The sequence below is a fragment of the Paenibacillus sp. J53TS2 genome (genome assembly GCF_018403305.1).
GTDB classification, from domain to species: domain Bacteria; phylum Bacillota; class Bacilli; order Paenibacillales; family Paenibacillaceae; genus Fontibacillus; species Fontibacillus rhizolycopersici.
In genome coordinates, this window is record NZ_BOSK01000006.1 from 22,785 (window position 1) to 47,852 (window position 25,068).

Consider the following 25,068-nt stretch of genomic DNA (forward strand, 5'->3'; position numbering starts at 1 on the left):
CATTTTAAAAGTAAAGAACTTACTGCTAGGGTTACCGTCAGTGGTTTGTACCCTTGGGCTGAGCACATCCTCGACTTAGGTCTAGGTTGAAAAACCGTCCGTAGTCCGTTTTGGAAAACCTATAATCCACCTAGAATAAAGACATAAGGTTGATCAAATGAGAGGCGGTGATAAATCGATGAAAACAAATCGACCGAATGTATTCGCTATTGTACTAATTGCCCTGGGCGCTCTGATTCTGCTCGGCAAGTTGACTCCCTTCCTGGGCAGCCTGTTCGGCCTGGTGATCGCGATCGTGATGATCGGTCTCGGCTATTACGGGATTCGCCGGGGGAACGCCTTCTTCGGATGGCTGGTGCTGATTTTCGGGGTCATTTCCCTGATCTCCAAGCTGGCCTGGTTGATCGTTCCGCTCTTGGGTATCGGATTAATCGTATACGGTATCTCTTCCCTTAGAGGAAGACGGAGCTACTGATTTAAATAGCATACACGCAAAACAACTTGAAATGAGGACCGAAAGGTTAGGAGGGAAGGGTGTCATGAGTGTATTTCGTCGGGTACGAGATATTACGGTAGCTACTTTGAATGAAAAGTTGGAGCAATCCCAAGACCCGGTCAGATTGATCGACCAGTTCCTGATCGAGACGCGGCAGGAAATCGCCGAAGCCGAGAAGCTGCATTACCAATACAGCGGTCATGCTAAGCAAATGAAGCAGCAGGTGGATCAAGCCAAGGTCATGCGCGACAAACGCGAGGAACAAGCGCTGCTCGCTTTGAAAGCAGGCGAGGAGCACTTGGCTAAGCTGGCCTTGCAGGAGAAGATGCTGTATGAGGAAAAGGTGGAGCAATACACCGAATTGTACTCGCAAAGCTTGGAATCGCTGCAGGAATTGGAAGCTCAGCTGAATGAATTGAAGACCGAATATCAGGTCGTCTATAGCAAACGTCAATATTATTACGCAAGAATGGAGACGCTTCGTTTACAGCAGCGGATGAACCAGCGGATGAGCGGTTACGGCGTGCAGGATGTGCCGAAGATGTTCCATCGCTTGGAGGATCGGGTGTCCGATATGGAATGGGAAGCCCGCAGCCTGCGTGAATTGCGGAGAGCGGGTACGGATTTCGTAAACCAAGCCGGTTCCGCCATTCAATCGACTCTGGAACAGGAGCTCTCCCGCTTGAAGCAGAAGCTGAATAACAAGGGAGAGGAGTAAGATCGATGGGAAGACCTTTGTATCGTTCCCGACGGGATCGCTGGATCAGCGGTTTGATCGGCGGGTTGGGCGAATATTTCGGCATTAACGTCGGCGTGCTCCGGCTGATCGCCTTTCTAAGCATATTCTTCACCGGCGGGACAACGATTTTCATCTACTTTATCGCCACCTTGGTCATCTCCAAGGAGCCGTATCCGCCTCACGATCCGTACTATAACGGCGGATGGCCGGGCGGAGGCCCGCAGCCGGGTTACGGCCCCAAACGCCGGGACTTCTACGAGGATCCCCGTTTCGGTGCCCGCCCGCCGTTCGGAAATCCCAACGGAAATACTTACGGAACCCAGCCGCCGCAATACGGCGCGGGCGCTCAGGGAACCGGCTTCCATGCCGCCCCGGGAGCTTCTAATCTGGATTCCATGATGGAAGATATCGAGAAGAAAGCGATGAAAAAAGAACTGGATGAGCTGCGTAAGAAGCTCTCCGACTACGAGAAGGGAGAAGTGTAAAACATGGGAGTATTCAAAAGAATTAAAGATATTACGAAAGCATCTGTTAACGACTTGCTGGATAAGGTGGAAGACCCGATTGTCATGCTCAATCAGTATCTGCGCGATATGGAGGCTGAAATTCGCGACGCCGAAGTGACGGTGGCCAAGCAAATGGCCAATGAACGCCGGATGAAGCAACGCTTGGACGAAGCGGCTCGCATCTCCACGCAACGGGAAGCTCAAGCTGAAATTGCTCTCCGCAACGGGCAAGAAGAAGTGGCCCGCAAAATGCTGGAAGAGAAAATTCATTACGATCAAAAGCAAACGGAATTCGCCGAGCTGCATGCTCAATCCGAGGCCCAGGCGGCTGAACTCAAGCAACAGCTGCATGAGATGAAGGACGAATTCTATAAACTGCGCAACAAACGGAACGAGCTGGTGAGCCGTGCGCAAATGGCGAAAGCTAGAAAGCAAATGTCGCAAATCAGCAGCCTGCATACGATCGAAAGCGGCAACGCTTCGCTCGGATTCCACCGGATGGAAGAGAAAATCATGCAGTTGGAAGCCGAAGCCGAAGTGGCCGGCGTTGTCTATCGGGGCACATCGCCTTCCACGTACGTCAGCCCAGCAGATGCCGAGAAGCAGTTGAAGGTGGATGCGCAGCTTGAAGCGCTGAAAGCAAAATTGAACCCGACCGCGGAACGCGAAGAAGACAAGGAATAACTACACGTCCGTTGGACATTGTGATATTCTAAATACTGGTGAAGCCATGCGGTATGGGGTCCCATACCGTTATGGCTTTTTACAACTCTATGAACCTGCAGGGAGGTGCGGCATATGGATACACGGAAAAGGTTCTTAGCCATCGCTTTGATTGGATTTGGGGTACTGTTGATTTTCGGGAAGTGGCTGAGTTTCTTCACCATTGTCGCCCTCTTGTTTCTTGCGTTCGGCATTTATAAGATCCGGCAGGGAGAGCAGGTCAAAACCGGCTATATCTTTCTTGCGATCGGCGGAGGGATGATCCTGCTTGACCACTTTATGTTGGTCCTGGCGATTCTGATGATCTCACTTGGTTATTACTACGCGAAAATTCGCAAAACGCAGACCCAGGGCAATTATGTACAGAAGCAAAACATCACCTCCAGTATCCGATGGGACCGCGATCCGTGGAGCTTGCGGAATACGAGCATGTGGCATGTGCTCGGGGAGCTGGACATCGATTTGTCGCTGGCGATGGTGGAAGGGGGACATAACGTCCTTATGTTTCAAGGGATCGTCGGGGATGTCGATCTGGTGATTCCGGAGGATTACGGCGTGGAGATCGAAGCGTTCGTTCTGTTCGGGCAAATCGATTTCAGCCAAGATAAAGAAACGGGCATGCTCAATCGGCTGTATTGGAAGTCGCCGAATTATGAGATCCGTGAACAAAAAGTGAAAATCATCATTTCCTATCTTGTAGGGGATGTCGATATACGTTTAACTTAAGACAGGAGGAACGTCCCGCATGAAATCGAAAAAGCCAAGCAATATGGTATCCCGCAGCATGCGCGGAGGAATTCTCCTGTCTGTCATTATGATGGCGGCCACCTTTTACGTGCTGTATACATACGGGTATTTTCACCCCCAAACGTCCTGGAGGACGGGGATTAAGGCCGGCGTCACGCTACTATCGCTGCTGATCATCATCGGTGCGGCTTACGGCTTAATTCAGGGATATCGTCCCAAACGCCAAATTGACGGACTACGCGAAGCGCTCCTGCAATGGGAGAAAGGCAACCAAACCGGGAGCGTTCCAAAGCTCGGCGAAGATGAACTCGGCCGACTGGCCGAGCAACTGGAGCGGATCGGTAAACGCTGGGAGGAGCAAGTGTCTTCCCTTCAGCGATTGTCGACGCATAATGCCCAATTAGCCGAGCAGGCTCGAGTTTCAGCCATTGTGGAGGAGAGGCAACGGCTCGCTCGTGAGCTGCATGATGCCGTGTCCCAGCAGCTGTTCGCCATCTCGATGACGGCCACGGCCGTAGGGAGAACGCTGGAGAAGGACTTCGACAGGGCACAGCGCCAGGTGGAATTGATCGAGGAAATGGCTTCGGTCGCCCAGTCGGAAATGCGAGCGTTATTACTTCATTTGCGGCCGGTTTACCTGGAAGGCAAGGAGTTGTCCCAAGGCTTGCGCGATTTGGTCAAGGAATTGAAAACCAAGGTCCCGATGGATTTAACGCTCGAGATGGACGAGGATTTGAGCTTAGGCAAGGGCATCGAGAACCATTTGTTCCGCATCATTCAGGAGGCGATGTCCAATACGCTGCGACATGCCAAGGCGGACAAGATGGAGATCCGGATCCACCGCCGGGGCGAAGCGGTCAAGGTGACGCTGCGCGACAACGGCATCGGCTTCGAGCTGGATGATAAGAAGCAGGCCTCCTACGGTCTGTCCACCATGCAGGAACGCATCCATGAAATCGGCGGATCGATTCAGTTTATTACCGCGCCCGGCAAAGGGACGCGCATTGAGATTACCGTTCCACTAATCAATGAAGAAAGCGGGGAAGAGATCAGCCATGGAGATGGAAGACAAGGAGATTAAAGTACTGCTTGTGGATGATCATGAAATGGTGAGAATCGGCCTGGCGGCGGTGCTGGGCACCGAAGACGGCATCGAGGTCGTCGGAGAGGCCAGCAGCGGGGAAGAAGGAATTCGCTTGGCGCAGGAATACCGGCCGGATGTCGTGCTGATGGATCTCGTCATGGAGGGGATGGACGGAATCGAAGCTACCCGGCAACTGCTCGCGCAGCATCCGGACTGCAAGGTGATCGTGCTTACCAGTTATCTGGACGACGAGAAGATGTACCCTGTTATCGAAGCCGGAGCTTTCAGTTATCTGCTCAAAACGTCGCGAGCATCCGAAATCGCTGAGGCGATCCGTGCTGCGGCCCGGGGCCAATCGGTCCTGGAATCGCAGGTCGCTTCCAAGATGATGAACCGGTTTCGTCAGCCGAAGGTGGAGGCTCCGGCTCATGAGGAGCTAACTGAACGCGAAATGGATGTTCTGCGTTTGCTGGCCCAAGGCAAATCCAATCAAGACATCGCCGATGATCTGATTATCGGGATCAAAACGGTTAAGTTCCATGTCACCAATATATTGGCAAAGCTGGGGGTTGAGGATCGCACCCAGGCGGCTATTTACGCTTATAAAAACGGTTTGGCGGAGTAATCATCTCCGACAAACCGTTTTTTTACCGGTTCAGCAATTTATAGGAGGAGGAATGAACGAGGGTCACTTCGGCTTGGATCTTGTCCAATTCCATCAAGGAGATTAGCGGCTTACCGCGGGAACTTAGCTCTTTCCAACGCGCCTGGTCATGGCGGTACAGCTTCTCCTCCAGGTTGTAAAGATCGATCTTTTTTGCTTTCGCTGCCGTGAAGGAACGCTGGATTTCTTGTTCAATTTTCTTCTCCGCCAGCTCATCGATGGCGGCGGCGGTGACCCTCGTGGCCGTGCCCGCCTCCGTGATATAGGCTTTGATCCGTACCCGAATGCGAACCTTAGGGTTCTCGTCTCCTTCGCTGAGACCGATGTCCGAATGGCTATGGATGATGCTAAGCGTCACCGGTGTACCATCTTCCAAGGTCAGAGTCAACGGGAATTTGACCATTCTATTGAAAGCGACATACCTCGCGCCCTGAAGCATTGTTGGATCAACGAGTCCGCGGTTCGAACCCTGCGCGATGGCATAAGCGCCGGTAAGCTTCACTTGGGAAACGGGTTTGCCCTCCCCCTTCCAGACCTCGTTCGTACAGCTTATCTGAGGCAATAACGCCGTAACCGCCGGTTCCTTAATGCCGTTCATCAGTTTAATGATCTGAATGGGCTCAACGAAGGAATACTGCCTGAATATTTCCTCGGGATCAAGCAGTTCCGAATTCAAGACCGATTCGTTTAGAAGGGAAATGCTCGAAAATATTTCGGGAATCTTCTGATGGGTCCCGAATACCCAAGGTGTATACCGAAGATCGCGGGTTTGGATCAACCCGTTGACGGCGTCAGGTAACTGCTTGTCGAGCAACGCACGGGAGAGGACAACTGCCCGGACATGGGTCCAAAACGTTCGTTGCTGGGAGGCGGAATAGAGGGAGCTCAACGCCTCGTCGATCGTCCTCCCCTCGCCTTTACCGATCCACACTTTACCGGCTCCCGTTTTAACGGTGCCTTCTTGTTTTGCAATTTCCGCAAAGTCCAGCAATTGGGTATAGATGATAAAACGGCCTTCAACGTAATCGATTCCCAGCGCGGTGATGAAATTGATGTTTTGCGCTTCTTTCATATCCCAACAACCCGTCAGCAATAGGATAAGGGCGAGGATCGCCAGTGCGGCTCTCAAGGATCATCCCTCCTTGCGATTTTGTCGAGCGGATGAAGGATACGCGGCCTTTTATGGATCGAGTCCGAAGGTTTCTTCAGCACGGCTTCGACAAAGTCGCTTTTGACAAACGGGGAGTACGGGGAGAGATAAGGCACGCCGTAGGACTCCAGGGAGGAGAGGTATAGGGCCAATCCGATAAAGCTGATTAAGAATCCGAACATACCGAATATGGAGGACAAGAGTAGGACAGCAATTCGGAGATGGGCAGCCGTCCCGCTTAATGTCTGATTCTCCAATGTCGAGCTGGCCACGATCGAGATAGCTGCGGCAACGATGATGGTCGGCGAAGTGATCCCTGCGCGTATCGCAGCATCGCCGATAATCAAACCGCCTACGACGGTAATCGTTTGTCCCATGGCCTGGGGCAAGCGTTTACCTGCCTCGTTGAAAATTTCAAACAGAAATAACATGATGAAGGCCTCAAAAGGGACGGGAAACGGCAAGCCGTGCCGGGAATTGCTAATGGTCGCCAACAGAGGGACGGGAATTTGCTCCAAATTGAAGCTGGTCAGTGCCACATAAAAGCCCGGCAGAAATAATCCGATCGTAAGTCCGAAAATTCGCAACGCTTTTTGCACCGATACGATATAAAATGGAGTACTGGCATCTTCCGGAGAGATCAGCAGGTTCATGAGCGTAACAGGTGCGACGATGGCGATCGGGTTCCCGTCGACCAATACGGCGAAACGGCCCGCCAACAGGGCATCGCAAACGTAGTCCGGTCTTCCCGAGTAGTCGGTTAGCGGGAAAATCGCTCTTTTATTTGCCCCTTTCACGATAGATTCTATAAACGAGGTGCCGATGATCGCGTCGGTCTGGATCCCGTTCAATTGACTCCGTGCTTCCTCGAGAATTTCCGGGTTGATGATATCCTGAATATAGAACAGCGCGATTCGCGTTTCTCCCCGCGTCCCTTTGAGGATCTCTTCCACGCCTAGCGAGGGGGTGCGCAACCGTTTTCGGATCAAACCGATATTGGTCGTCAGATTTTCAGTGAATCCATCACGGGCTCCTTTGACGGCCGCTTCGGTACTGGCCTCTTCCGGGGAGCGACCCGGCGGGTTGGAGATATTCAAGGTGAAGAAGGCTTGCTTCTCTTCAAAATAAATGACCAGCATACCGGAGTAGACCTGTTGCGAAAGATGATTCAGCAGGTCCGGTCCTTCGATCGAGTTCAGCGGCAAATAATGATTGTGACTTATCGCCTCGACTCCGGGGTCGGACTGTTCGCGAAACAGGTCGGCCAGACGCGGAAAGACGGTATCGTTCAGTTGTTTGATGTCCGTCATCGGTTCGCAGTAGATGAGGGTGATCGGATGGTTATGATCCGAATCGGCATCGAACCGGCGGATCTTGACGTCGGCCGAATGCTGGAAGTATTTTTTTAGAAACGGAATGTCAATAGGGTCTTCATGCTGGCCGGAGGGCCGGTCGCTGGGGTTCATGCAGTTCGTCCTTTCTTGCGTGATCTAAACATGGCGGCAACGGCAATGATTAACGTCAGGCATAAGATGAGGTAGGCGTTCGCGGGGAAGACGTACCGGATCATCAGATGCTGAAACGCGATGTCGGACAAGGTATAACAGCTTAACGGGACGAGAATGACGGCAAGGATGGCGAGCAAAGACGGTCTCCATCGGGTGGAGCGTTGCTTCCACATGTCGGCGATGACGATGAGAGCAAACGAAATGCGGATGCAGCTTCCCGACAACCATTGATAGATGGAAAAAAAGTCGGTTTGCGATACGTATTTGCCGAAACCGGCTATTCTCCATTCCTCGTAAGCCGGATATCGTTGGATCGCTGCCTCAAACGGATTGAATTCGGCAATCGCCCCGGTTAAGGGTCCCAGCGTTAATCCAAAGAGAATGAACGCAAACACGATAAACCGTTTCTTGTCCAACGGCGCCGGCAAATAAGGATGAAGAAAGAAGATAAAGAACACTTCGAACAATCCGGAACAGGCGTACAACACGCCCTTGAAGACCGGATTCCACCCTTGTTCGAATAGGGGGAATAGCAGACTGTAATCTTTATATTCGATGTTGACGATGGCGACGTAAAAGCCGAGAAGCACGACGAGCGGCAGAAGGATTCCGGAGGCGATGGCGATCGTCTTCATCCCCTTTAAAGCGCCGGAGAAACATAATAGCATCAGAATCAACGAGGTTGCGAGTACTGGGGTATACGGTAGGAACGTTACTTTCATCCACATGACGGTATCGAATAAACTAGACCACGCCGTTGCAAAGAAATAAACAGTGATGATGCATTGAAACAAAAAAGCAGGAATTCGCCCGAGTTGTTGGCGAATCCATTCGGGAAGGGGCTGAGTGCCGATCTGAGACGAAGCGAACCCAATCAAGCACACCATAATCGCAAAAGGTACAGCAGCAAGGAGCACGGAGAACCAGGCATCGCGTTTGGCCATTTGCAGCAACGCGGGTATGATGAAGACATGGTTGGTGATCCCGATGGTGAGCATCAAGGTCATGATGGCATGAAGTTTCGTTGGCTTCGGTGAGCGGATCATAGACTACTCCCATCTGAAATGTTCTGGCTCTTTATTCATGGTTTATTATTCGCAGAGGAGGTTCGTAGCATGCAAAACCGTAAGTTATGGAATATCGGTTTGTTGATCCTCATTTGCGCCATGCTGCTAGTTGGTTTGCAGCGCATAAAAGAAACGGGGCGGGAAGCCACCGCCCCGGGCCCGCTAGAAGCGGCGGAGTTGCAACTGGCCGCCTTGTATTCTATGGGCCAAGCGGTGACGTCAAATCCCTTTCAACTGACGTTGAAATGGCAGGGAGAATGGAGCTCGCTGCTTTCTCCGGAAGAAGCTGCCGGTGTGTTAGCCAGCCGGTTAGGATTGCCGAGCCCGAAAGCAGGATCCGTTCAGGGGCGCGCGGTTTATGAGGCCAAGGGTCATATCGAAGGTTTTCCGGCGGAGTTGGAGCTGACAAACCTTGCGGAAGGCACGTACTACGCGATGCTTCGATTGGAAGCGGTAGGTGGGAAAGAAGCGGCATTGGAGCGTCTACAGGAAGCGCAGCGGATCGCAGGGGAATCCCTGGCGGATGAAGGGGTCCAAACCGATTGGAACGCAGCCGTTCAGGGCGTGGCTTGGCCTGCGGTTGCAGCCAATGGGGAGACGAATTCCGGGGAGGCCAAGCTCACGGTCACGTTCGACAAACTGGAAGCTAAAATCAATCAAATACCCAAACTTAAATTAAAGCAGGCAGAAGAGTTTGCAGACGAGCAAACGGCTAGCCGCACCTACGTGGTTGACGCCTTCCCGATTGCTGTCCAAAGCGGCGGGCGTCGCGTGGCGCTGCAATTAGCGGTCCACCGAAACAGCGGCATCGGAATGGATGAGATCACGATCGGCACACCGTTATTGACCGTGGAATATTAGTGAAAATCAAGGAGGCGAGAAGCTGGTGCGACGTCTGCTGCTGCATGAACGAAGCCGCTACTCGGAAATCTCCGTCTATGAAACGGACGAGCTGTATGGAGAGCGTGGTTTGTTTCGCGTCCTGCAATTCGCTAGCGAAGCGGTGCAGGGCGCTATGGATATGAACCAGCCCACACGGATCATACTAGAATATCCGCGCGCGATGCTGTATCTACTTCGGCAACACGTTCCGGCGCTAGGACGGGTGTTCATGATCGGCCAGGGAGCGGGGACGTTGGCCAGTCATTTGAAGGATGTTCGTGTCATGGTGGCGGAAATTGATCCGCTTGTGGCGGAAATTAGCCGAACGTATTTCGGTTATTCGGGAGATTCGGTGCGAATCGGGGACGGCCGCTACCTGCTGGAACAGGAGAACCCGGGAATCTTCGACGGAATTATTGTCGATGCTTTTTCCGAACAGGGTACGCCGTCCCATTTGACGTCGTTAGGTTTCTTTCAAATTGCCGCGGAGAGGTTGAGTCCGGAAGGTTTATTACTTCTGAACGTGTTCGGCCGGGGAGCCGACGACACGTGGGTTGCTGCACTGACCTCGACATTGAGGGAAGTGATGACCTGTGTTCGGGTGTTTACACTGCCGACGGATCAACCTCATGATCAGCGAAATATGATGATTGTGGGTAGCCACAAGCCGATCACCTATCAAACCCACCACATGGCAGGTTTTGAAGAGATCAAGCCTCGAGCGGGGTATCTTATTCATGACAGGACTTCGTAGAAAGGTTTGCATAAGTTTCTGAAAAGCGATTGTTTTCTGAAATTTATATGATGGCATCCAAGTAGCGAATATGCTAAAATGGCATCACATCCCGTGATGCCATGTAAAGACATGTACTTGATCGGGAATTAAATGAACCATCACTAATCTTACATAGAAAGAATGAGGAGCCATGGCTGAAAATCTAACTCAGGAAACTGTTCGGCCCCCAGGGGCGGTATTTTTCATTTTTGGTGCCACCGGAGACTTGGCGCGCCGCAAGCTCTTCCCGGCCATCTATTCCTTATATCGTGAAGGCAAATTGGCCGAGGATTTCGCCGTGGTTGGCGTGGCCCGGCGTCCGCGTTCAGACGAGGAATTCAAGGACGATCTCTATCGTTCTATCGAAGAATTTTGCCGATATAAGATCAGTGACAAGGAACAATGGGTTCGGTTTGCCGAACATTTCTCCTATAAGTCGCTGGACATCAATAACGTTGATGGCTATCGCGAGCTCAGAGAATTGACCGAATCCGTGGAAACGCGATTTGGCATTCCCGGAAACCGTTTGTTTTATCTGGCGCTGGCGCCGGAGCTGTTCGGCAGCGTATCCTTTAACCTGCAGAAGGGCGGCATGCTGAGCACCAGCGGTTGGCATCGGTTGGTGATTGAGAAGCCGTTTGGCTATGACCTGCAATCGGCTCAGAAGCTGAACGAAGAATTGAGCCAGGTGTTTAAGGAAGAGGAAATCTACCGGATCGACCACTATCTCGGCAAGGAAATGGTCCAGAACATTGAAGTGATTCGCTTTGCGAATGCCTTTTTTGAACCGCTATGGAACAATAAGCATATTGCCAATGTGCAAATTACGCTGAGCGAAACGGTCGGCGTAGAGGAACGCGGCGGGTATTATGATCATGCCGGTGCGCTGCGCGATATGGGGCAGAACCATATGTTGCAAATGCTCACGATGATCGCCATGGAGCCGCCAAGCCGTTTGTTCCCTGAGGACATCCGTGACGAGAAGGTGAAGGTACTGCGATCGCTGCGGCCTTACGATTCGGCTCAGGAAGTCAAGGAATACGTGGTGCGTGGGCAATATACCGAAGGCGAAACTAGAGGCAAGAAGCTGCCGGGCTATCGTCAGGAGGACAAGGTTGACCCGAACTCGAACACGGAAACGTATTTTGCGGCCAAAGTGTTCGTGGACAATTTCCGCTGGGCGGGCGTACCGTTTTATATCCGCACCGGGAAGCGGCTCCCCGTCAAGACAACGGAAGTTGTCGTGGAATTCAAGCAGATGCCAACCAATGTTTATCTCGGTCAAAAACATACATTAGAGCCGAATCTGCTGGTCATTCGCGTGAACCCGATGGAAGGCATCTACGTGAAAATCAATGCCAAAAAGCCGGGTTCGGAATCGCAAATTGAACCGTTGGCGATGGAATTCTGCCAAAGCTGCCTGGTGGGCATCAACTCGCCAGAGGCTTATGAACGCCTGATTCATGACGCAGCGCAAGGGGATTCGACCTACTTCACCCGCTGGGACGAAGTAGCGACGGCATGGGCCTTCGTTGATCGGATCGCTGCAGCCTGGGCGCAAAATCCGTCCGACATCAGCACGTATCCTGCCGGTTCTTGGGGACCGAAGGAAGCCGATGAGCTGCTTGCGAAGGATGGCTTCCACTGGTGGCCGGTGAACGGTCAGGAGGAAGACAACGTCATTTGGATCAGTCCGAATTAATGGATCTCCCCGTCACCCGAAAGGGTGGCGGGCGAATAGAATAGGGGTAGCTGGAAACACCTTTATGTCCCGGCGAGGACATAAGGTGTTTTTGCTTAACGGAAGGACAAAATATGTTACAATAGAGAACGTGAATTTGTGGAACGAGAGGAAAGTGAGCATGAGCAAAGCATTGGACCAAGTGCTGCAGCAGGAAGTGGACAAACGGCGCACGTTTGCGATCATTTCCCACCCGGACGCCGGGAAAACGACGCTAACCGAAAAACTGCTGCTGTTCGGCGGCGCGATTCGCCTCGCCGGATCGGTCAAGGCGCGTAAAGCGAGTAAACACGCGACAAGTGACTGGATGGAAATTGAGAAGCAGCGGGGGATTTCCGTCACTTCTTCCGTCATGCAGTTTGATTATAACGGCCATCGGGTGAACATTTTGGATACACCGGGTCACCAGGATTTCTCGGAGGATACCTACCGTACGCTGACCGCGGCGGACAGCGCTGTCATGCTGATCGACGTGGCTAAAGGCGTCGAGGCGCAGACGATCAAGCTGTTCCAGGTGTGCGCCAAACGGGGCATTCCGATCTTTACCTTCATTAACAAGCTGGACCGGGAGGGTCGGAGCCCGTTTGAGCTGATGGAGGAAATCGAGCAGGTGCTGGGTATCCGCTCGGTACCGATGAATTGGCCGATCGGGATGGGCCGCGAACTATCCGGTGTTTATGACCGAATGAAGAATCAGGTAGAGCTGTTCCAGGGCGACGACCATTCCACGATCCAGGTGAAGAAGGTAGAGAGCTATAACGATCCTGTGATCCGTGAAATGGCAGGCGACTATCTTCATGATCAACTGTGCCAGGACCTCGAGTTGCTGGATGTCGCAGGCGATCCCTTTGATTTGGAGAAGGTTCTTCGCGGGCAGTTGACGCCGGTATTCTTCGGCAGCGCGGTCAACAATTTCGGCGTGCAGACGTTCCTGGACAATTTCCTGCAGCTAGCGCCTAAGCCGGAACCACGCCGCAGCACGCAAGGCATGATCGAACCGACAAACGAGAAGTTCTCGGGATATGTATTCAAAATCCAGGCGAACATGAACCCGGCCCACCGCGACCGGATCGCCTTCCTGCGCATCGTGTCGGGCAAGTTCGAACGCGGCATGTCCGTGAAGCATGTGCGTGCGGGCAAGGAAATCAAATTGTCCCAGCCGCAGCAATTCCTGGCACAGGACCGGGATATCGTCAGTGAGGCTTACCCGGGGGATATCATCGGGTTATTTGACCCAGGGATTTTCCGGATCGGCGACTCGCTTAGCCAAGGCAGCGAAATCGTGTTTGACGAGCTGCCGACGTTCTCGCCGGAGATCTTCGCCAAGGTGACGGTGAAGAACGCGCTGAAGCATAAGCAATACCAGAAGGGTATCGACCAGTTGACCGAAGAAGGTACGATCCAGGTATTCACGACGGTCGGCTTCGAAGACACGTTGCTTGGCGTGGTCGGGCAGCTTCAGTTCGAGGTGTTCGAGTACCGGATGAAAGGCGAATACGGGGTGGATGTGCAGCTGCAGCGGATGCCGTTTCAGTTCGCGCGCTGGATCGTAAGCGACAAGATCGATCCGTCCAAGTTCCGGATCAATTCGACGCTGGTGAAGGACAAGAAAGGCAATTACGTTGCATTGTTCGAAAACGAATATGCGATGCGGACGGCCATGGAGAAGAATCCGGATGCCAAGTTCCTGGAAACTGCGCCTTAATCGGCGATACGCATTAGTTAAAACAAAGACCGCCCTTGAACAGGCGGTCTTTGTTTTAGCGGGCAGTTCTATTTCAACGGTTTGAGGCTGGCCTGATCCACTTGCTGCTTGAGCACGGATACCAGTTCATTTTGTTCTGACGTATCGATATGCTTCCAGATCGTTTCGAAAACGACACCTAAGCCAGGCAACGCGGCTTCCTGAGCATCAATCGAGCCTTCGATCATCTCCCGCAGCCCCTGCTCGTCTTGGCCGTGGATTTTGTGCATAACCGCTTGACGCAGGTCGAGTGTAATGGATGGCACGTTTTTTCCCTCCTTGAAATATGTGATTGCCCGGTGTTAATTTGCCCGATCGGTTTCATGAACATGCAAGCTTGTAAATAAGCGGCTCTTTGCGGGATTGTGGTATACTAATTCGGATGAGAATTATGTTATGGGTGGTGAGAGTATGGCAAATGCAGCCAAAAAACAGTTTGCCGTCATCGGGATGGGCCGGTTTGGATTAAGTGTGGCAACTGCACTCAGCAACATGGGATTTGATGTACTGGCCATCGATGCCGACGAGCATCATACGCAAGCTGTGGCGAATCTAGTGACACACGCGGTTTCCGCAGATTCCACCGATGAAGATGCGCTTCGTGCACTCGGGATTCGCAACTTTGATGTCGTCGTTGTGGCCATCGGCGAGGATATCCAGGCCAGCATTTTAACGACGCTGATTCTGAAGGATATGGGCGGGCCGCTTATCGTCGTAAAAGCGCAGAACGAATTGCATGGCAAGGTACTGCAAAAAATTGGGGCCGATAAGGTCATTTTTCCGGAACGGGATATGGGGCTTCGGGTGGCACATCATCTTACATCCCCGAACATATTGGATTACATCGAATTATCGGACGAGTACAGCATCGTGGAAATGCGAGTTAGCTCGCAGATGATCGGGAAGAACCTCAAGGAGCTGGATATCCGCGCACGGTTTGGTTGCAACGTGATGGCGATCAAGCAGGGCAGCAAAATGAATATTTCTCCGGCAGCAACAGACCGGCTGACGGAAGAAGATGTGCTTGTTATCGTCGGCGAGAAAAACGATTTGACGAAGCTGGAGCTGGCTTACGCGGAGTCCTAGGACAAACGGTCGGAAAAACATTGGTTGAGGATGGAGTAGGTATGGAAATATTGTCTCCGCAGAACCCCCGCGTCAAGGAATGGGCGGGGCTGCTCGAGAAGAAAAACCGGGACAAGCAAGGCAAATATTTAATCGAAGGCCTACATCTGGTGCAGGAGGCCCTACAGGCGCGGGCGGACGTGGAATGCGTCTGCTACGACACCCTCGGCGGCATACCAGCCGAGCTGCAGACAGCGGCGTCCGCAGGGCTGGACGTCGATTGGATCGGCGTGTCCGCCGCCGTGATCGCCAAGTGCAGCGATACGAAGTCGCCGCAGCCGGTGTTCGCGGTCGTGCGTAAGGACCGCGGGACGATCGCTCCGCTCCTGGACCTCGAGCGGAGCTTGGTGGTGGTCCTGGACGGCGTGCAGGATCCCGGCAACGTCGGCACCATCATCCGCAGCGCCGACGCGGTCGGGGCGGACGGGGTGATTGTCGGCGCAGGCTGCGCCGACATTTACGGGCCCAAGGTGCTGCGCGCCACCATGGGCTCGCTGTTCCACCTGCCGGTCGTGCACGGCGACCTGGCAGAGGTGCTGCCACGGGCGAAGCAGCGGGGCATCCGCCTGGCCGGCACAAGCCTGCAGGCGGCCGCGAACTGCTTCGCTTACGATTTCACGCAGCCGGTGTGGCTGCTGTTCGGCAGCGAGGGCAGCGGCCTCAGCCCGGAAGTCCGCGGGCTGATGGACGACGGGCTGCTCATCCCGATGCGCGGCCAGGCCGAATCGCTGAACGTGGCGATGGCCGCGTCCGTCCTGCTGTATGAGGCGATGCGGCAGCGGCATTATCGTTAAGGCAAGCCTTTGGTCAGCAAATAAAATGCAAATAAGGAGCGCGGTAGGATGCCGAAAAAGATAGCTCCGTCCTTTTGCTTTATAGGGAACCACCTTGCTTTGGATTTTATGAATACGAAGGTAGTTGCCGACGGGAAACTCGTGGATCTGCTGCAAACGTCAGACGATGTATGGAACTGGTTGAATCAAACCGATTTACTCGTCGATCAACCAACGGATTCCGTAACCCAATGGAGGGCAGGAAGTTCATTGGTCGAGGAAGCCATCGAACTGCGGACGGCCCTACATGCCATCCTCCTACAGGGGATGCAAGGGGCGGAAGCAGCCTTCGAAGAGGTAGAGCGAGTTAACCGATTCCTTAGGAGCAAGGTCATCACAACAACATTGCTCCAACAGGGTGGCCAATTCTTTTCGGTTCGGCACATTGAAGCCCAGAGACCGGCCGACCTGCTTCTACCCGTCGCGGAAGCTGCGGTGGATTTATTAACGAAGTATGATTTGAGATTGGTAAAAAAGTGCGAAAATCCCCAATGCGTGTTGCATTTTTACGATAACAGCAAGAATAGCACCAGAAGGTGGTGCAGCCAGAAGACGTGCGGGAACCGAATGAAGGTGGCTGCCTATTTGGAAAGACGAAAACGAGCGGAGAATGAAGAAACCAAGAACCCCGGATGAGGAGCCGGGGTTTTTTTTGTTTATTTTTATTAATATCCAAAACGATTATTTACAGGTTAATAAAAACGATATATAATACCCATTAGTAAGATAAGGAGGTTAAAAATGAGGTGTGACGATGAGTGACGTGTACCATGCCGGGGAATTGGCGGTTCAGGCGTTGGCCGGAGAACAAATCGTTGCGGAACGGAACGGCGCGAGCGTCAAGTCTGTTGTCGTTAAAGGTGCTGGTTCATTTTTGCGAACCCAATCGCTGACCGTTTGTTCCACCATGGCAAATGACGGGAAAGTATGGTGTTCGTTTTTGACGGGTGAACCGGGGTTCATCCACGTGGTCTCGGAGAAGGAACTTACCGTGACCTCTCAACCGGCAACGAGCGACCCCATCTGGCGTGACTTGCAGGACCGTCCCGATATTGGTCTTTTAGCGATCGACTTCTTCCGGAGAATTCGGATGAGAATCAATGGAAAGGGTGTATATGACGGGGAGCAGCTTCGGGTAACGGTCGAACAGGCATACGGCAACTGCCCCAAATATATACAGAAGCGTTCGCTGCAACCAAGCAGCGGATCCTACCGGAGGGAACGATTGTCCCATCTCGGGGATGCCCTCAATGCGGAACAACAGGATTGGATCCGACAGGCTGATACTTTCTTCATCGGCAGTGCCAGTTCGGAAAGGAAAATGGATGCCTCGCATCGCGGGGGGCAGCCGGGATTTGTGAAGATTGAGGATGATCGAACATTGCTTTTTCCGGATTATTTCGGCAACTCCATGTATAACACGCTCGGCAATTTGTACAGCAATCCGGCTGCCGGGCTGCTGTTTATCGATTTTAACGGCGGGCATTCGCTACAACTGAGCGGACGTGCCGAGACGATCTGGGACAAGGCGAAGATTTCCCGGGTTCCAGGGGCGGAAAGGCTTGTCAGGTACACGATCGACGAAGTGATACACATCGAGAACGATACGCCGATCATGTGGGAATTTCACGAGTTTTCCCCGGCAAGTCCATCATTATCGTAATTACTAATTGATAATCAGGAGGTTGGCTTCAATGACAATACCCAATAAATTTGTGATCATTATTCAAGCGAATCAACAGGATGTAGGGAAGGCTGTTCACGGCTTGCTGTATGGATATGAACTTCACGAGGAAGGTTTTGAAGTGGATATCCTCTTCGACAGTGCAGGGACGGCGTGGCCGAATGAGTTCAGTAAGGCGGAACACCCGTTCAACGCTGTGTATAAGCAAGCGATGAAGTCGGGGATCGTCAAAGGCGGCTGCCAAGCATGTTCCGGATTCTTCGATACCGCGGATGAAATGCAGGAAGCTGGCGTGCCGCTTGTCGGAAATGAAAACACGGGAGGACATCTTCCGTTCGCCCAATATATAAAAGATGGGTATTTTCCAATTGTACTGTAAGGGGATGTTGCGGGATGATCCGAACCTATTTACATAAAATGAAGGGGGCTGGAAGCAGCCCGCTAAAAGTGGTGCCGGGAAACGCAGGGATGGGTTTTGTAGGCGGCCTGGTCACGATTTCCTTGCTTTCCCTCTTAACCGATATGACTTCTGCCGTATGGATCATGGCTCCTTTCGGAGCGAGTTGTGTACTTGCTTTTGGGATCTGGGACGCCCCGCTATCGCAGCCACGGAACATCATAGGAGGACATCTCGTCTCTACGTTTGTTGGTTTAGTCTATTTTCATCTTTTCGGCGACGGTGTATGGGTTGTAGGTTTGGCAGTCGGCAGCGCCATTGCAGCCATGATGTTGACGAAAACAACGCATCCGCCCGCGGGGGCTGATCCGATAGTGGTTATCCTTGCAGGCAGCGGGTGGTCGTTTCTAGTTACACCCGTACTTGTGGGTTCTGTTCTTATCGTGGTTATCGCGATAATTATCAATAACCTGCATCGTCATCGCAAGTACCCTACCTTTTGGTATTAGTTGAGGCGGAAAACAAAGAATCAAAAACGAAAAGCCGGAAGGATCTGCTTGAAAAGATCTCTTCCGGTCTTTTTTAGGTATCCCCCAACTTCTTGCGGATTTCGGAAGGATAACAGCCATAGTAATCGACAAACAGCTTGGTAAAGTGGCGGGAGCTGAAATAGCCTACGCGTTGGGCAACATCCTGAACTTTAGCGTCCGGCTCGGTCAGGAGCAATTCCTTGGCCTTCAGCATACGGATGCTAGTGACATATTTGACGAAGGTGATGCCTTGTTTTTTATGGAATAATGAGCTCAAATAATTGGGGGTCACCTGAAGCTCCTCCGCCAAAGAGCCGATGGAAATATCTTCTTGATAATGCTCGTCTACGTAGTCCATCGCCCGCTTCACAAGGTCACCGCTTGCGGCAGCGGCACCTTTCCCCTCTTGGATCAATAGGAGGTCCCCTTGATGCTGGAGGGCTTCGATCCATTCTGCAGGCGGAAGTTCCACCTGAAGGGCAGGACAGATCGCTTCTCTCAAAAAGACGGTGATCCGTTCAAAACGCACGGGATCCCCTTGCAACCCAGGCAAATGCTGCTTACCGAACGCAGATAATTTGTTGAGATAACCGACATAATCTCGGTCCTGATATAAGCCGATGAGTTGATGAATCGACCTGCCGAGGGCGGCAACATCTTCCCTGGATGTCTCAGCACGTAGCTCGGCCAAGGGATATAGCTTGTTTAACGGCAGGGTAGCTCTAAGCGTAGAAGCAGCATGCAGTTCCTCCAGCTGTCCTAACAGTTCGCGCACCGAGAGACAGTTCTCGCTTGGCAGGACCGTCACTGGGAAGAAGAGCATCTCCCCATGGCGACCTTGCCCAAGGGCCATCATAATCTGGCGCTGCAGGGCTTGGTGAACCTCGTCGTTCGATCCAGCGCCCGAAGTCGGCCAAGCCCAGACGGAGGTTAGATTATCCTCGCTCAATTGCAGATGTCCGCAACGAATTCCTTTTGCCAGGGCATGCTTTTGCGCAGCCTGTTGAATGGTCAAGGCCAGATCGTTTAACCGGGAAGCGGACGGCTTACTCCGGTGAACTCCATAGAAAAGCACGCCGAAAAAGCAATAACCTTCATAAGCGGGGTCTAGCGGCTGCGTCCCCGTCCCCGTTTGGAACTCCCGATAACGGTTCGATAACCAGTGCTCGAATTCATAATCAAGGAATTGGGTATCCCGTTCGCGTCCTTCCATCGCTTCCCGGACACATCTCTCCAGCTGCTCCGGCTCGGCCGGCTTCAGCAAGTAATCGCTGGCTCCCAGCCGGAGCGCCTGCTGCGCGTAATCAAATTCCATAAACCCGCTAAGAATGACCCAGCTCGCCTGCGGAGCGAGCGTCTTGCCGATCCGAATAGCCTCGATGCCGTCAAGCTTCGGCATTTTGATATCCACGAATACGAGATCCGGTGTATCTTTACGCAATAACTCTAGCAATTCCTCGCCATTTCGGGCTTCTCCGATCAGCTGGCATGGCAAGTTCTTAAGCTCCAGTTCCTGCAACATACTTCTTAAGGTAGAGCGAATTAGCTTCTCGTCATCCGCGATGATGATTTTCATAGGGAGTACTCCTTCGTCGGAATATAAATCGAGATGGTGGTTCCGGCACCCGGCCGGCTCTCCACCTCCATCACGGCATCCGGGTAACTCATGGTCAGACGGGTTCGGACATTGGACAATCCAATTTGGTCCTCGGAATTAGAGGCAGAAGGGTCAAACCCAACGCCGTCGTCCTTGACCACGATCTCAATGTAGTCCTGCGAATCCCTTTCCCTTCTTCGAGCCCGTACCGATACGGATACCATTTCCTTGTCGGCCGGTTCTACGCCATGAATGATGCAGTTTTCGACCAATGGCTGCAGCAGCAGCTTCGGGATCGTGAATGAAGCGGCGTCCGGGTCGCAGTCGATCTGGAATGCCAACCGATCATCAAACCGTAATTGCTGCAGCATGCAATATTTACGCAGGATGTCCAGCTCTTTCTCAAGGGTTGTCTCATGGACCGGCTCCAAACTGTAGCGCATCATATAACTCAAGGAGATAATCGCCGTTTCCAGTTCCTTCGCGCGGCCCTCCCGGTTCAAGCCGATAAATCCGTTCAGCGTGTTATACAAAAAGTGAGGCTGAATTTGCGATTGCAGCGCCCGGTATTCGGCATCCTGTTGGGCGAGCTTCGCTAAATACTCCTGGTTGATGAGCTCATCCAGGCGGGAAACCATGCTGTTGAGAGAATGACCGAGTTGCGCAATCTCATCGTTGCCGGGTAACGTGTACCGCTCGGACAAGTCGCCTCTCTTTACTTTGTGCATGACATGATTCATCCGTTTGAAGGGTTTCACAATCCAGCGGGTAAAATAAATCAATACGCCGAAGGTGACTAATAGGGCAGCCGCCGTGAGCAGGAGCGCGACGATATAAATCCACCGAACTTGGTCCTTCTTCTCCTGGTTGGACAGAAACACGACGATTCGCCAGTCCGCGGGACTGATTTTTTTGGAAATGCCTAAATAGTTGTTACTTTCGTACTGATCTTTCTGGCGAAAAGAGGATAATTGCTCTTTCAGCTCTTCGGGCACGGTTTGGTTGGCGTATAGGGTGTTCCCGCTTTGGTCCAGGATCACGACGATGGAAGAGACGTTAAAGTCAACGTCACTGGCGATTTTCTCCAGCACCTTCTTATCCGCATCCGCCATGATCACCGCCAGTGGGCGTCTCGTGTCCGGGTCCTTAATCAAACGGGCCACCGAGAAGGCTTGCGGTACGGATTCCAAGTTTAGGTAGTCCTGGGGATGCGAGCTGATGAAAACCGCTTGTCCATCGCCGTTGTATGCCTGTTGGTACCAATCTTGCGTGTGAAAGATGAAGTCAGGCTTCAGGGAAATCGAACCCTTCGACGTCAAATAAGCTTGCCCCTTGACCGGTACAATCAACGTGCTCAAGATATCCGGGCGGGTATTCGTCAGGTATTGCGGCAGCGTTCCTTTAAGAGCTCGGTCTGTGGTTAATTTGATATAATCGTTAGCGGTTTCGTAGGTATTGTTCGCTTTGATTTTCAATGCAGACATCAAATCATCGTTTAGATAAGGCATTGTGGATAAACGGACTAGGTCGTCCAGATAGGTTTCGATGTTCTTTGAGACGGCATTCATCGTGGATATCGTTAATTTCTGCGTCTCTCGCATCAGCATCCCTTTAATGTAAGAAGGAAGGGCAAAGGCGGAGATGACAAAGGGAACGACGATAAACAGCAAGTAGAGAATCGTAAGTTTAAACCGAAGCGTTTGAAAAAAGCGCATGCTCCTCCCCCTTCCCTTTAACCTTAGCTTCCTTTCTGCCCAAACGTCAATTAGAAACGGTGGGAGTGTAGAAAAGAGCGCTTTCATTGGAGAATGGTGTCGTACAAAAAAAGGGGGTTTACCTTTATGATGGATTCGTAAGGCAATCTTACAAAATATAAGGGGGATACTCATGAAAAGAACAAGAGGGTTACAGCTCGGGATTGTGTTAGCGCTTTCCCTGTCGCTCGCGGCCTGCGGTTCGAGCAACAACAGCAATAACTCAGCTGCGCCGGCTGATTCGACCGGTGACAAGCCAAGCGACAAGAAAATTACGCTTACCGTCATGTCCAGCACCCCTGCCGGGGAGCAAGGTGCGGTAATCGAAGCGATTGCCAGAGAGTTTGAAGCGGAAAATCCTTCAATTAAGGTCGATTTCAGTGCACCTGGCGCAGACTATGAGAACATTATGAAAGTCAAAATGGCTTCCAATGAAATGCCAGATGTATTCGGAACGCATGGCTGGGCCAAGGTCCGTTACGGCGAATATTTGGCGGATCTTCAAGGCGAAGAGTGGGCTTCCCAGCTCCACGATGCGATCAAACCAGCGGTGACGGATGAATCCGGCAAAGTGTATGTCTTGCCGATGGATCAAGATAAATCGAGTTTGGTATATAACAAGGCTGTCCTGGAGCAGTATGGCATCGCCGTCCCGCAAACCTGGGATGAGGTGATGAAAGCTGCTGAGGAAATCAAGACGAAAAGCGAGGGGAAAGTGACGGCGTTCCATGTAGGCGGCGCGGATTCCTGGCCGCTCGGACAGTTCTTCGATTACTTCGCGACTCCGGCTTTCATTAGCGCGGAACAAAACTATGCGGCACAGTTTCTCGATGGCACCTTTGATTGGACTCAATTCGATAAACTGCCTCAGATGTTGCTGGATCTGCAAAAGAACGGATACTTGAACAAAGACGTGCTTACCGCAAAATACATGGATTCTGCGAAAGCGTTTGCGGAAGGGAAAGCCGCTTTCTTCGCTTACGGTCCATACATTATAGAAGAAGCGAAGAAGACCAACCCAGACGTAAAAGGCGGTTTGCTGCCGATTCCTTCGATCGAGCCAGGGGATACACCAACCTTTGCCGGCGGGGAGAAGACAACTTGGGGCGTTTGGAAAGATTCTCCGAATATTGAAGCAGCCAAGAAGTTCGTAAGCTTCTATGCGAAACCGGAGAATGTCGCTAGAGTAGCGGGTGCGATGGTCTTGCCAGCCGGCCTGAAGGGTGTCGACGTAAACTTGGGCGATCTTACCGAGGATTTCAAAACGTATGAAAACCTGCGCGTCATCCCATTCTTTGACCGCGAGTATCTGCCAAACGGCATGTGGGACGTCTTGTGCAAGAACGGTCAAGACTTGTTGGCCGGCGGGATTACCGTTCAAGAGTTCTCTACGAATATGAAAAACGAATATGAACGCTTGCGCGCGGCGGATAAATAAGTTCTACCCGCACTAAAGATCGATAGCCCGGCGGCATGAACTGCACGGGCTATCCCTTTAGTGAGGGACAAACAGACATAAAGCGCAACAACCAAGAGGAGGGGAGAAACCGTGCAAGCAGAACCCATCAAACCCGCAAGCCCATCTCGGTCAAATCTCAGCAAGCCGGGGGTTCTTCGAACATTTTTCCAATCAACAACCGCATTAAACTTCATGTATTTGCCGGCGCTACTGTTATTCGGCGTCTTTATCCTTTACCCCTTAATCAAGGGGATTCAAATCTCCTTCACCAACTGGGACGGATATTCCCAGGATTATAGCTGGGTTGGCTTCGAGAAATACGCCCGGATGTTTCATGACAAAAATATCGGCACAACGATGAAAAATACGCTCATCTACGGTGTTGGCAGCACCCTGCTGCAAAACCTGATCGGGCTTGCATATGCCCTGTTCCTGGACAGCAAGATCCGGGGCAAAGGATTGGCACGGACGATCGTTTATATGCCGGTCATTATTAGCCCGCTCATTATGGGTTATATTTTCTACTTTATTTTTCAATATGACGGCGGGGCATTTAACGATATCATGCTTCTGCTCGGGATGGAACCGACAGACTGGTTAGCCAATGGTTCGCGAGCGGTTTGGATCATTACCTTCGTTAATACTTATCAATATTTGGGGATCGCCATGATCATCTACCTGGGGGGACTGCAGTCGATTCCGAAAGAATATTACGAGGCCGCGCAAATCGACGGTGCCCGCTGGTGGGGGCGTTTCGCCAATGTGACCTGGCCTTTGCTAGCGCCAGCCATTACTGTGAACGTCGTCATTAATCTGATCGGCGGACTGAAGTTGTTTGACGTTATCGTCGCTTTGACCAACGGGGGGCCGGGTTATGCTTCCCAATCCTTGTCCACGATGATGTATAACCTGTATTTCGCCAGACAGGATGCCGGTTATGCCGCAGCCATGGGGAACGTGATGTTCCTGCTCATCTGCGTCCTCAGCTTGACCGTACTGCATTTCCTGCGTAGAAAGGAAGTGCGGGCGTAATGAAAACGGCGAGACGAGTTGTCTTTAGCTTGATCTGTCTGATTCATCTGATTCCGTTCTACTTGCTTATCAACTTGAGCTTCAAGCCGCCGGAGGATACCAGCAGCAAATGGCAGCCGGCATCGACGTTATACTGGGATAACTTCGTGAATGCTTGGACGCGGGCTCATATCGATAAAGCGATCATGACGAACTTGACCGTCACGGTCTTCTCGGTGCTCCTCGTCATTCTCGTCGGCGCGTTTGCCTCCTATCCGCTGGCCCGCAACCGGACGAAATGGAACAGCTTTATCTATTCCTTGTGCATTTCGTGTCTGGTGGTACCGAGCTTGACCATTTTGGTTCCTTTGTACAAGTTCGTCGTGGATATCGGAGGATTGAACCAATACTGGTCGATCATCCTGCTGCAAGTGACGTTTGCTTTGCCGCTCACGATTTTCTTGCTTACGGGATTTATGGGGAATGTGCCAAAAGAGCTGGATGAAGCCGCATTGATTGACGGTTGCAGTCGGTACTCGATTTTCTTCCGGATCATCTTACCGCTGCTGAAGCCGATCGTAGCAACGATCATTATTGTCGTTGGCGTGCAAATCTGGAACGACTATCAGTTCTCCGTGTTCTTCCTGCAGAAATCGGGAAGACAAACCATTCCTGTGGCCTTATCGATGTTTATCAGTCAGCACCAGAGCAATATTAATTGGGTCGCGGCCGGTTGTTTGATGGGCATGATGCCTTTGACGGTGGTCTACCTGTTCTTGCAGAAGTATTTCATTAAAGGGATGGCAGACGGAGCGGTGAAGGGTTAATGGGCTGAGAGAATAAGAGAATAAG

General features: G+C 52.1%; 26 protein-coding genes. 20 read left to right on the forward strand and 6 right to left on the reverse strand.

The annotated features are described in order from the left end of the window. Nucleotides 1-178: 178 nt before the first annotated feature. The 7 genes from KJS42_RS14205 to KJS42_RS14235 all read left to right on the forward strand — a co-directional run bounded on the left by KJS42_RS14205 (nt 179) and on the right by KJS42_RS14235 (nt 4,920). The gene (locus KJS42_RS14205; RefSeq protein ID WP_059041158.1) at nt 179-475 is read left to right on the forward strand and encodes a hypothetical protein; all 297 of its coding nucleotides are present in this window, start codon (nt 179-181) and stop codon (nt 473-475) included. Nucleotides 476-539: 64 nt separating this feature from the next. After that, nucleotides 540-1,214 (forward strand): PspA/IM30 family protein, encoded by a 675-nt coding sequence (locus KJS42_RS14210; protein ID WP_155606122.1) that lies wholly within the window; start codon nt 540-542, stop codon nt 1,212-1,214. A gap of 5 nt (nt 1,215-1,219) precedes the next feature. Continuing rightward, a complete protein-coding gene (locus KJS42_RS14215) occupies nt 1,220-1,720 on the forward strand; it encodes a PspC domain-containing protein (RefSeq protein ID WP_155606123.1) in 501 nt (166 codons plus the stop codon). Nucleotides 1,721-1,723: 3 nt separating this feature from the next. Beyond that, complete coding sequence (locus KJS42_RS14220; RefSeq protein ID WP_155606124.1) at nt 1,724-2,425, forward strand: PspA/IM30 family protein; 702 nt, start codon at nt 1,724-1,726, stop codon at nt 2,423-2,425. A 114-nt stretch (nt 2,426-2,539) separates the two neighbouring features. Further along, nucleotides 2,540-3,190, forward strand: a complete 651-nt coding sequence (liaF, locus tag KJS42_RS14225; protein WP_213623243.1) for a cell wall-active antibiotics response protein LiaF — start codon at nt 2,540-2,542, stop codon at nt 3,188-3,190. Between the two features lie 19 nt (nt 3,191-3,209). Then, nucleotides 3,210-4,292: a sensor histidine kinase gene (locus KJS42_RS14230; protein WP_193417335.1), complete on the forward strand. Its 1,083-nt coding sequence runs from the start codon at nt 3,210-3,212 to the stop codon at nt 4,290-4,292. Further along, on the forward strand, nt 4,267-4,920 hold the full coding sequence (locus KJS42_RS14235; RefSeq protein WP_155606127.1) for a response regulator: 654 nt from the start codon (nt 4,267-4,269) through the stop codon (nt 4,918-4,920). The genes KJS42_RS14230 and KJS42_RS14235 overlap by 26 nt, the downstream gene beginning before the upstream one ends. Nucleotides 4,921-4,942: 22 nt before the next feature. Here the strand turns inward: KJS42_RS14235 and KJS42_RS14240 are convergent, their stop codons facing one another. The 3 genes from KJS42_RS14240 to KJS42_RS14250 are packed head-to-tail and all read right to left on the reverse strand — an operon-like array spanning nt 4,943 to nt 8,663. After that, entirely contained in the window at nt 4,943-6,088 is a 1,146-nt protein-coding gene (locus KJS42_RS14240) for a Ger(x)C family spore germination protein (protein WP_213623244.1), read from the reverse strand. Further along, nucleotides 6,085-7,575 carry a spore germination protein gene (locus tag KJS42_RS14245; RefSeq protein ID WP_213623245.1) on the reverse strand — a complete coding sequence of 497 codons (1,491 nt, stop codon included), beginning with the start codon at nt 7,573-7,575 and terminating at the stop codon, nt 6,085-6,087. Before KJS42_RS14245 ends, KJS42_RS14240 begins: the two co-directional genes overlap by 4 nt. Beyond that, nucleotides 7,572-8,663, reverse strand: coding sequence for a GerAB/ArcD/ProY family transporter (locus KJS42_RS14250; RefSeq protein WP_213623246.1), 1,092 nt, complete (start codon nt 8,661-8,663; stop codon nt 7,572-7,574). The genes KJS42_RS14245 and KJS42_RS14250 overlap by 4 nt, the downstream gene beginning before the upstream one ends. Before the next feature lie 69 nt (nt 8,664-8,732). Between KJS42_RS14250 and KJS42_RS14255 the strand changes: the two genes are divergently transcribed. The 4 genes from KJS42_RS14255 (at nt 8,733) to KJS42_RS14270 (ending at nt 13,787) form a co-directional block, all read left to right on the forward strand. After that, nucleotides 8,733-9,545 carry a YwmB family TATA-box binding protein gene (locus KJS42_RS14255; protein ID WP_213623247.1) on the forward strand — a complete coding sequence of 271 codons (813 nt, stop codon included), beginning with the start codon at nt 8,733-8,735 and terminating at the stop codon, nt 9,543-9,545. Between the two features lie 25 nt (nt 9,546-9,570). Then, the gene (locus KJS42_RS14260; RefSeq protein WP_213623248.1) at nt 9,571-10,320 is read left to right on the forward strand and encodes a spermidine synthase; all 750 of its coding nucleotides are present in this window, start codon (nt 9,571-9,573) and stop codon (nt 10,318-10,320) included. A gap of 172 nt (nt 10,321-10,492) precedes the next feature. Next, a complete protein-coding gene (gene zwf / locus KJS42_RS14265) occupies nt 10,493-12,043 on the forward strand; it encodes a glucose-6-phosphate dehydrogenase (protein ID WP_213623249.1) in 1,551 nt (516 codons plus the stop codon). Between the two features lie 160 nt (nt 12,044-12,203). Further along, nucleotides 12,204-13,787: a peptide chain release factor 3 gene (locus KJS42_RS14270; protein WP_155606133.1), complete on the forward strand. Its 1,584-nt coding sequence runs from the start codon at nt 12,204-12,206 to the stop codon at nt 13,785-13,787. Nucleotides 13,788-13,855: 68 nt separating this feature from the next. Here KJS42_RS14270 and sspI read toward each other — a convergent pair whose 3' ends face one another. Beyond that, a complete protein-coding gene (gene sspI / locus KJS42_RS14275) occupies nt 13,856-14,092 on the reverse strand; it encodes a small acid-soluble spore protein SspI (protein ID WP_193417338.1) in 237 nt (78 codons plus the stop codon). 145 nt (nt 14,093-14,237) lie between these two features. Between sspI and KJS42_RS14280 the strand changes: the two genes are divergently transcribed. The 6 genes from KJS42_RS14280 (at nt 14,238) to KJS42_RS14305 (ending at nt 18,374) form a co-directional block, all read left to right on the forward strand. Continuing rightward, entirely contained in the window at nt 14,238-14,912 is a 675-nt protein-coding gene (locus KJS42_RS14280) for a potassium channel family protein (protein WP_155606134.1), read from the forward strand. Between the two features lie 41 nt (nt 14,913-14,953). Next, on the forward strand, nt 14,954-15,745 hold the full coding sequence (locus tag KJS42_RS14285) for a TrmH family RNA methyltransferase (protein WP_213623250.1): 792 nt from the start codon (nt 14,954-14,956) through the stop codon (nt 15,743-15,745). Between the two features lie 48 nt (nt 15,746-15,793). Then, nucleotides 15,794-16,420 carry a CGNR zinc finger domain-containing protein gene (locus KJS42_RS14290; RefSeq protein ID WP_193417339.1) on the forward strand — a complete coding sequence of 209 codons (627 nt, stop codon included), beginning with the start codon at nt 15,794-15,796 and terminating at the stop codon, nt 16,418-16,420. A 118-nt stretch (nt 16,421-16,538) separates the two neighbouring features. Then, nucleotides 16,539-17,447: a pyridoxamine 5'-phosphate oxidase family protein gene (locus KJS42_RS14295; RefSeq protein ID WP_213623251.1), complete on the forward strand. Its 909-nt coding sequence runs from the start codon at nt 16,539-16,541 to the stop codon at nt 17,445-17,447. A 31-nt stretch (nt 17,448-17,478) separates the two neighbouring features. After that, entirely contained in the window at nt 17,479-17,847 is a 369-nt protein-coding gene (locus KJS42_RS14300) for a hypothetical protein (RefSeq protein ID WP_213623252.1), read from the forward strand. A 14-nt stretch (nt 17,848-17,861) separates the two neighbouring features. Next, nucleotides 17,862-18,374 (forward strand): HPP family protein, encoded by a 513-nt coding sequence (locus KJS42_RS14305; RefSeq protein WP_193417342.1) that lies wholly within the window; start codon nt 17,862-17,864, stop codon nt 18,372-18,374. Nucleotides 18,375-18,447: 73 nt separating this feature from the next. On the opposite strand, the gene KJS42_RS14310 is transcribed toward KJS42_RS14305, so the two are convergent. Further along, nucleotides 18,448-19,971 carry a response regulator gene (locus KJS42_RS14310; protein ID WP_213623253.1) on the reverse strand — a complete coding sequence of 508 codons (1,524 nt, stop codon included), beginning with the start codon at nt 19,969-19,971 and terminating at the stop codon, nt 18,448-18,450. Continuing rightward, complete coding sequence (locus tag KJS42_RS14315) at nt 19,968-21,707, reverse strand: sensor histidine kinase (RefSeq protein WP_213623254.1); 1,740 nt, start codon at nt 21,705-21,707, stop codon at nt 19,968-19,970. The genes KJS42_RS14310 and KJS42_RS14315 overlap by 4 nt, the downstream gene beginning before the upstream one ends. A 172-nt stretch (nt 21,708-21,879) precedes the next feature. On the opposite strand from KJS42_RS14315, the gene KJS42_RS14320 reads away from it, so the two are divergent. The 3 genes from KJS42_RS14320 (at nt 21,880) to KJS42_RS14330 (ending at nt 25,043) form a co-directional block, all read left to right on the forward strand. Then, a complete protein-coding gene (locus tag KJS42_RS14320) occupies nt 21,880-23,184 on the forward strand; it encodes an ABC transporter substrate-binding protein (protein WP_193417345.1) in 1,305 nt (434 codons plus the stop codon). A gap of 213 nt (nt 23,185-23,397) precedes the next feature. Then, the gene (locus KJS42_RS14325) at nt 23,398-24,237 is read left to right on the forward strand and encodes a carbohydrate ABC transporter permease (protein WP_213623382.1); all 840 of its coding nucleotides are present in this window, start codon (nt 23,398-23,400) and stop codon (nt 24,235-24,237) included. Further along, nucleotides 24,237-25,043: a carbohydrate ABC transporter permease gene (locus KJS42_RS14330; RefSeq protein ID WP_193417346.1), complete on the forward strand. Its 807-nt coding sequence runs from the start codon at nt 24,237-24,239 to the stop codon at nt 25,041-25,043. The genes KJS42_RS14325 and KJS42_RS14330 overlap by 1 nt, the downstream gene beginning before the upstream one ends. Nucleotides 25,044-25,068: the final 25 nt, after the last annotated feature.

Excerpts from the sequence above, each read along its gene's own strand:
- KJS42_RS14205 (WP_059041158.1), top strand. The coding sequence starts at position 179 with ATGAAAACAAATCGACCGAATGTATTCGCTATTGTACTAATTGCCCTG.
- KJS42_RS14210 (WP_155606122.1), top strand. The coding sequence starts at position 540 with ATGAGTGTATTTCGTCGGGTACGAGATATTACGGTAGCTACTTTGAAT.
- KJS42_RS14215 (WP_155606123.1), top strand. The coding sequence starts at position 1,220 with ATGGGAAGACCTTTGTATCGTTCCCGACGGGATCGCTGGATCAGCGGT.
- KJS42_RS14220 (WP_155606124.1), top strand. The coding sequence starts at position 1,724 with ATGGGAGTATTCAAAAGAATTAAAGATATTACGAAAGCATCTGTTAAC.
- liaF (WP_213623243.1), top strand. The coding sequence starts at position 2,540 with ATGGATACACGGAAAAGGTTCTTAGCCATCGCTTTGATTGGATTTGGG.
- KJS42_RS14230 (WP_193417335.1), top strand. The coding sequence starts at position 3,210 with ATGAAATCGAAAAAGCCAAGCAATATGGTATCCCGCAGCATGCGCGGA.
- KJS42_RS14235 (WP_155606127.1), top strand. The coding sequence starts at position 4,267 with ATGGAGATGGAAGACAAGGAGATTAAAGTACTGCTTGTGGATGATCAT.
- KJS42_RS14245 (WP_213623245.1), bottom strand. The coding sequence starts at position 7,575 with ATGAACCCCAGCGACCGGCCCTCCGGCCAGCATGAAGACCCTATTGAC.
- KJS42_RS14250 (WP_213623246.1), bottom strand. The coding sequence starts at position 8,663 with ATGATCCGCTCACCGAAGCCAACGAAACTTCATGCCATCATGACCTTG.
- KJS42_RS14255 (WP_213623247.1), top strand. The coding sequence starts at position 8,733 with ATGCAAAACCGTAAGTTATGGAATATCGGTTTGTTGATCCTCATTTGC.
- zwf (WP_213623249.1), top strand. The coding sequence starts at position 10,493 with ATGGCTGAAAATCTAACTCAGGAAACTGTTCGGCCCCCAGGGGCGGTA.
- KJS42_RS14270 (WP_155606133.1), top strand. The coding sequence starts at position 12,204 with ATGAGCAAAGCATTGGACCAAGTGCTGCAGCAGGAAGTGGACAAACGG.
- KJS42_RS14280 (WP_155606134.1), top strand. The coding sequence starts at position 14,238 with ATGGCAAATGCAGCCAAAAAACAGTTTGCCGTCATCGGGATGGGCCGG.
- KJS42_RS14285 (WP_213623250.1), top strand. The coding sequence starts at position 14,954 with ATGGAAATATTGTCTCCGCAGAACCCCCGCGTCAAGGAATGGGCGGGG.
- KJS42_RS14290 (WP_193417339.1), top strand. The coding sequence starts at position 15,794 with ATGCCGAAAAAGATAGCTCCGTCCTTTTGCTTTATAGGGAACCACCTT.
- KJS42_RS14295 (WP_213623251.1), top strand. The coding sequence starts at position 16,539 with ATGAGTGACGTGTACCATGCCGGGGAATTGGCGGTTCAGGCGTTGGCC.
- KJS42_RS14300 (WP_213623252.1), top strand. The coding sequence starts at position 17,479 with ATGACAATACCCAATAAATTTGTGATCATTATTCAAGCGAATCAACAG.
- KJS42_RS14305 (WP_193417342.1), top strand. The coding sequence starts at position 17,862 with ATGATCCGAACCTATTTACATAAAATGAAGGGGGCTGGAAGCAGCCCG.
- KJS42_RS14310 (WP_213623253.1), bottom strand. The coding sequence starts at position 19,971 with ATGAAAATCATCATCGCGGATGACGAGAAGCTAATTCGCTCTACCTTA.
- KJS42_RS14315 (WP_213623254.1), bottom strand. The coding sequence starts at position 21,707 with ATGCGCTTTTTTCAAACGCTTCGGTTTAAACTTACGATTCTCTACTTG.
- KJS42_RS14320 (WP_193417345.1), top strand. The coding sequence starts at position 21,880 with ATGAAAAGAACAAGAGGGTTACAGCTCGGGATTGTGTTAGCGCTTTCC.
- KJS42_RS14325 (WP_213623382.1), top strand. The coding sequence starts at position 23,398 with ATGTATTTGCCGGCGCTACTGTTATTCGGCGTCTTTATCCTTTACCCC.
- KJS42_RS14330 (WP_193417346.1), top strand. The coding sequence starts at position 24,237 with ATGAAAACGGCGAGACGAGTTGTCTTTAGCTTGATCTGTCTGATTCAT.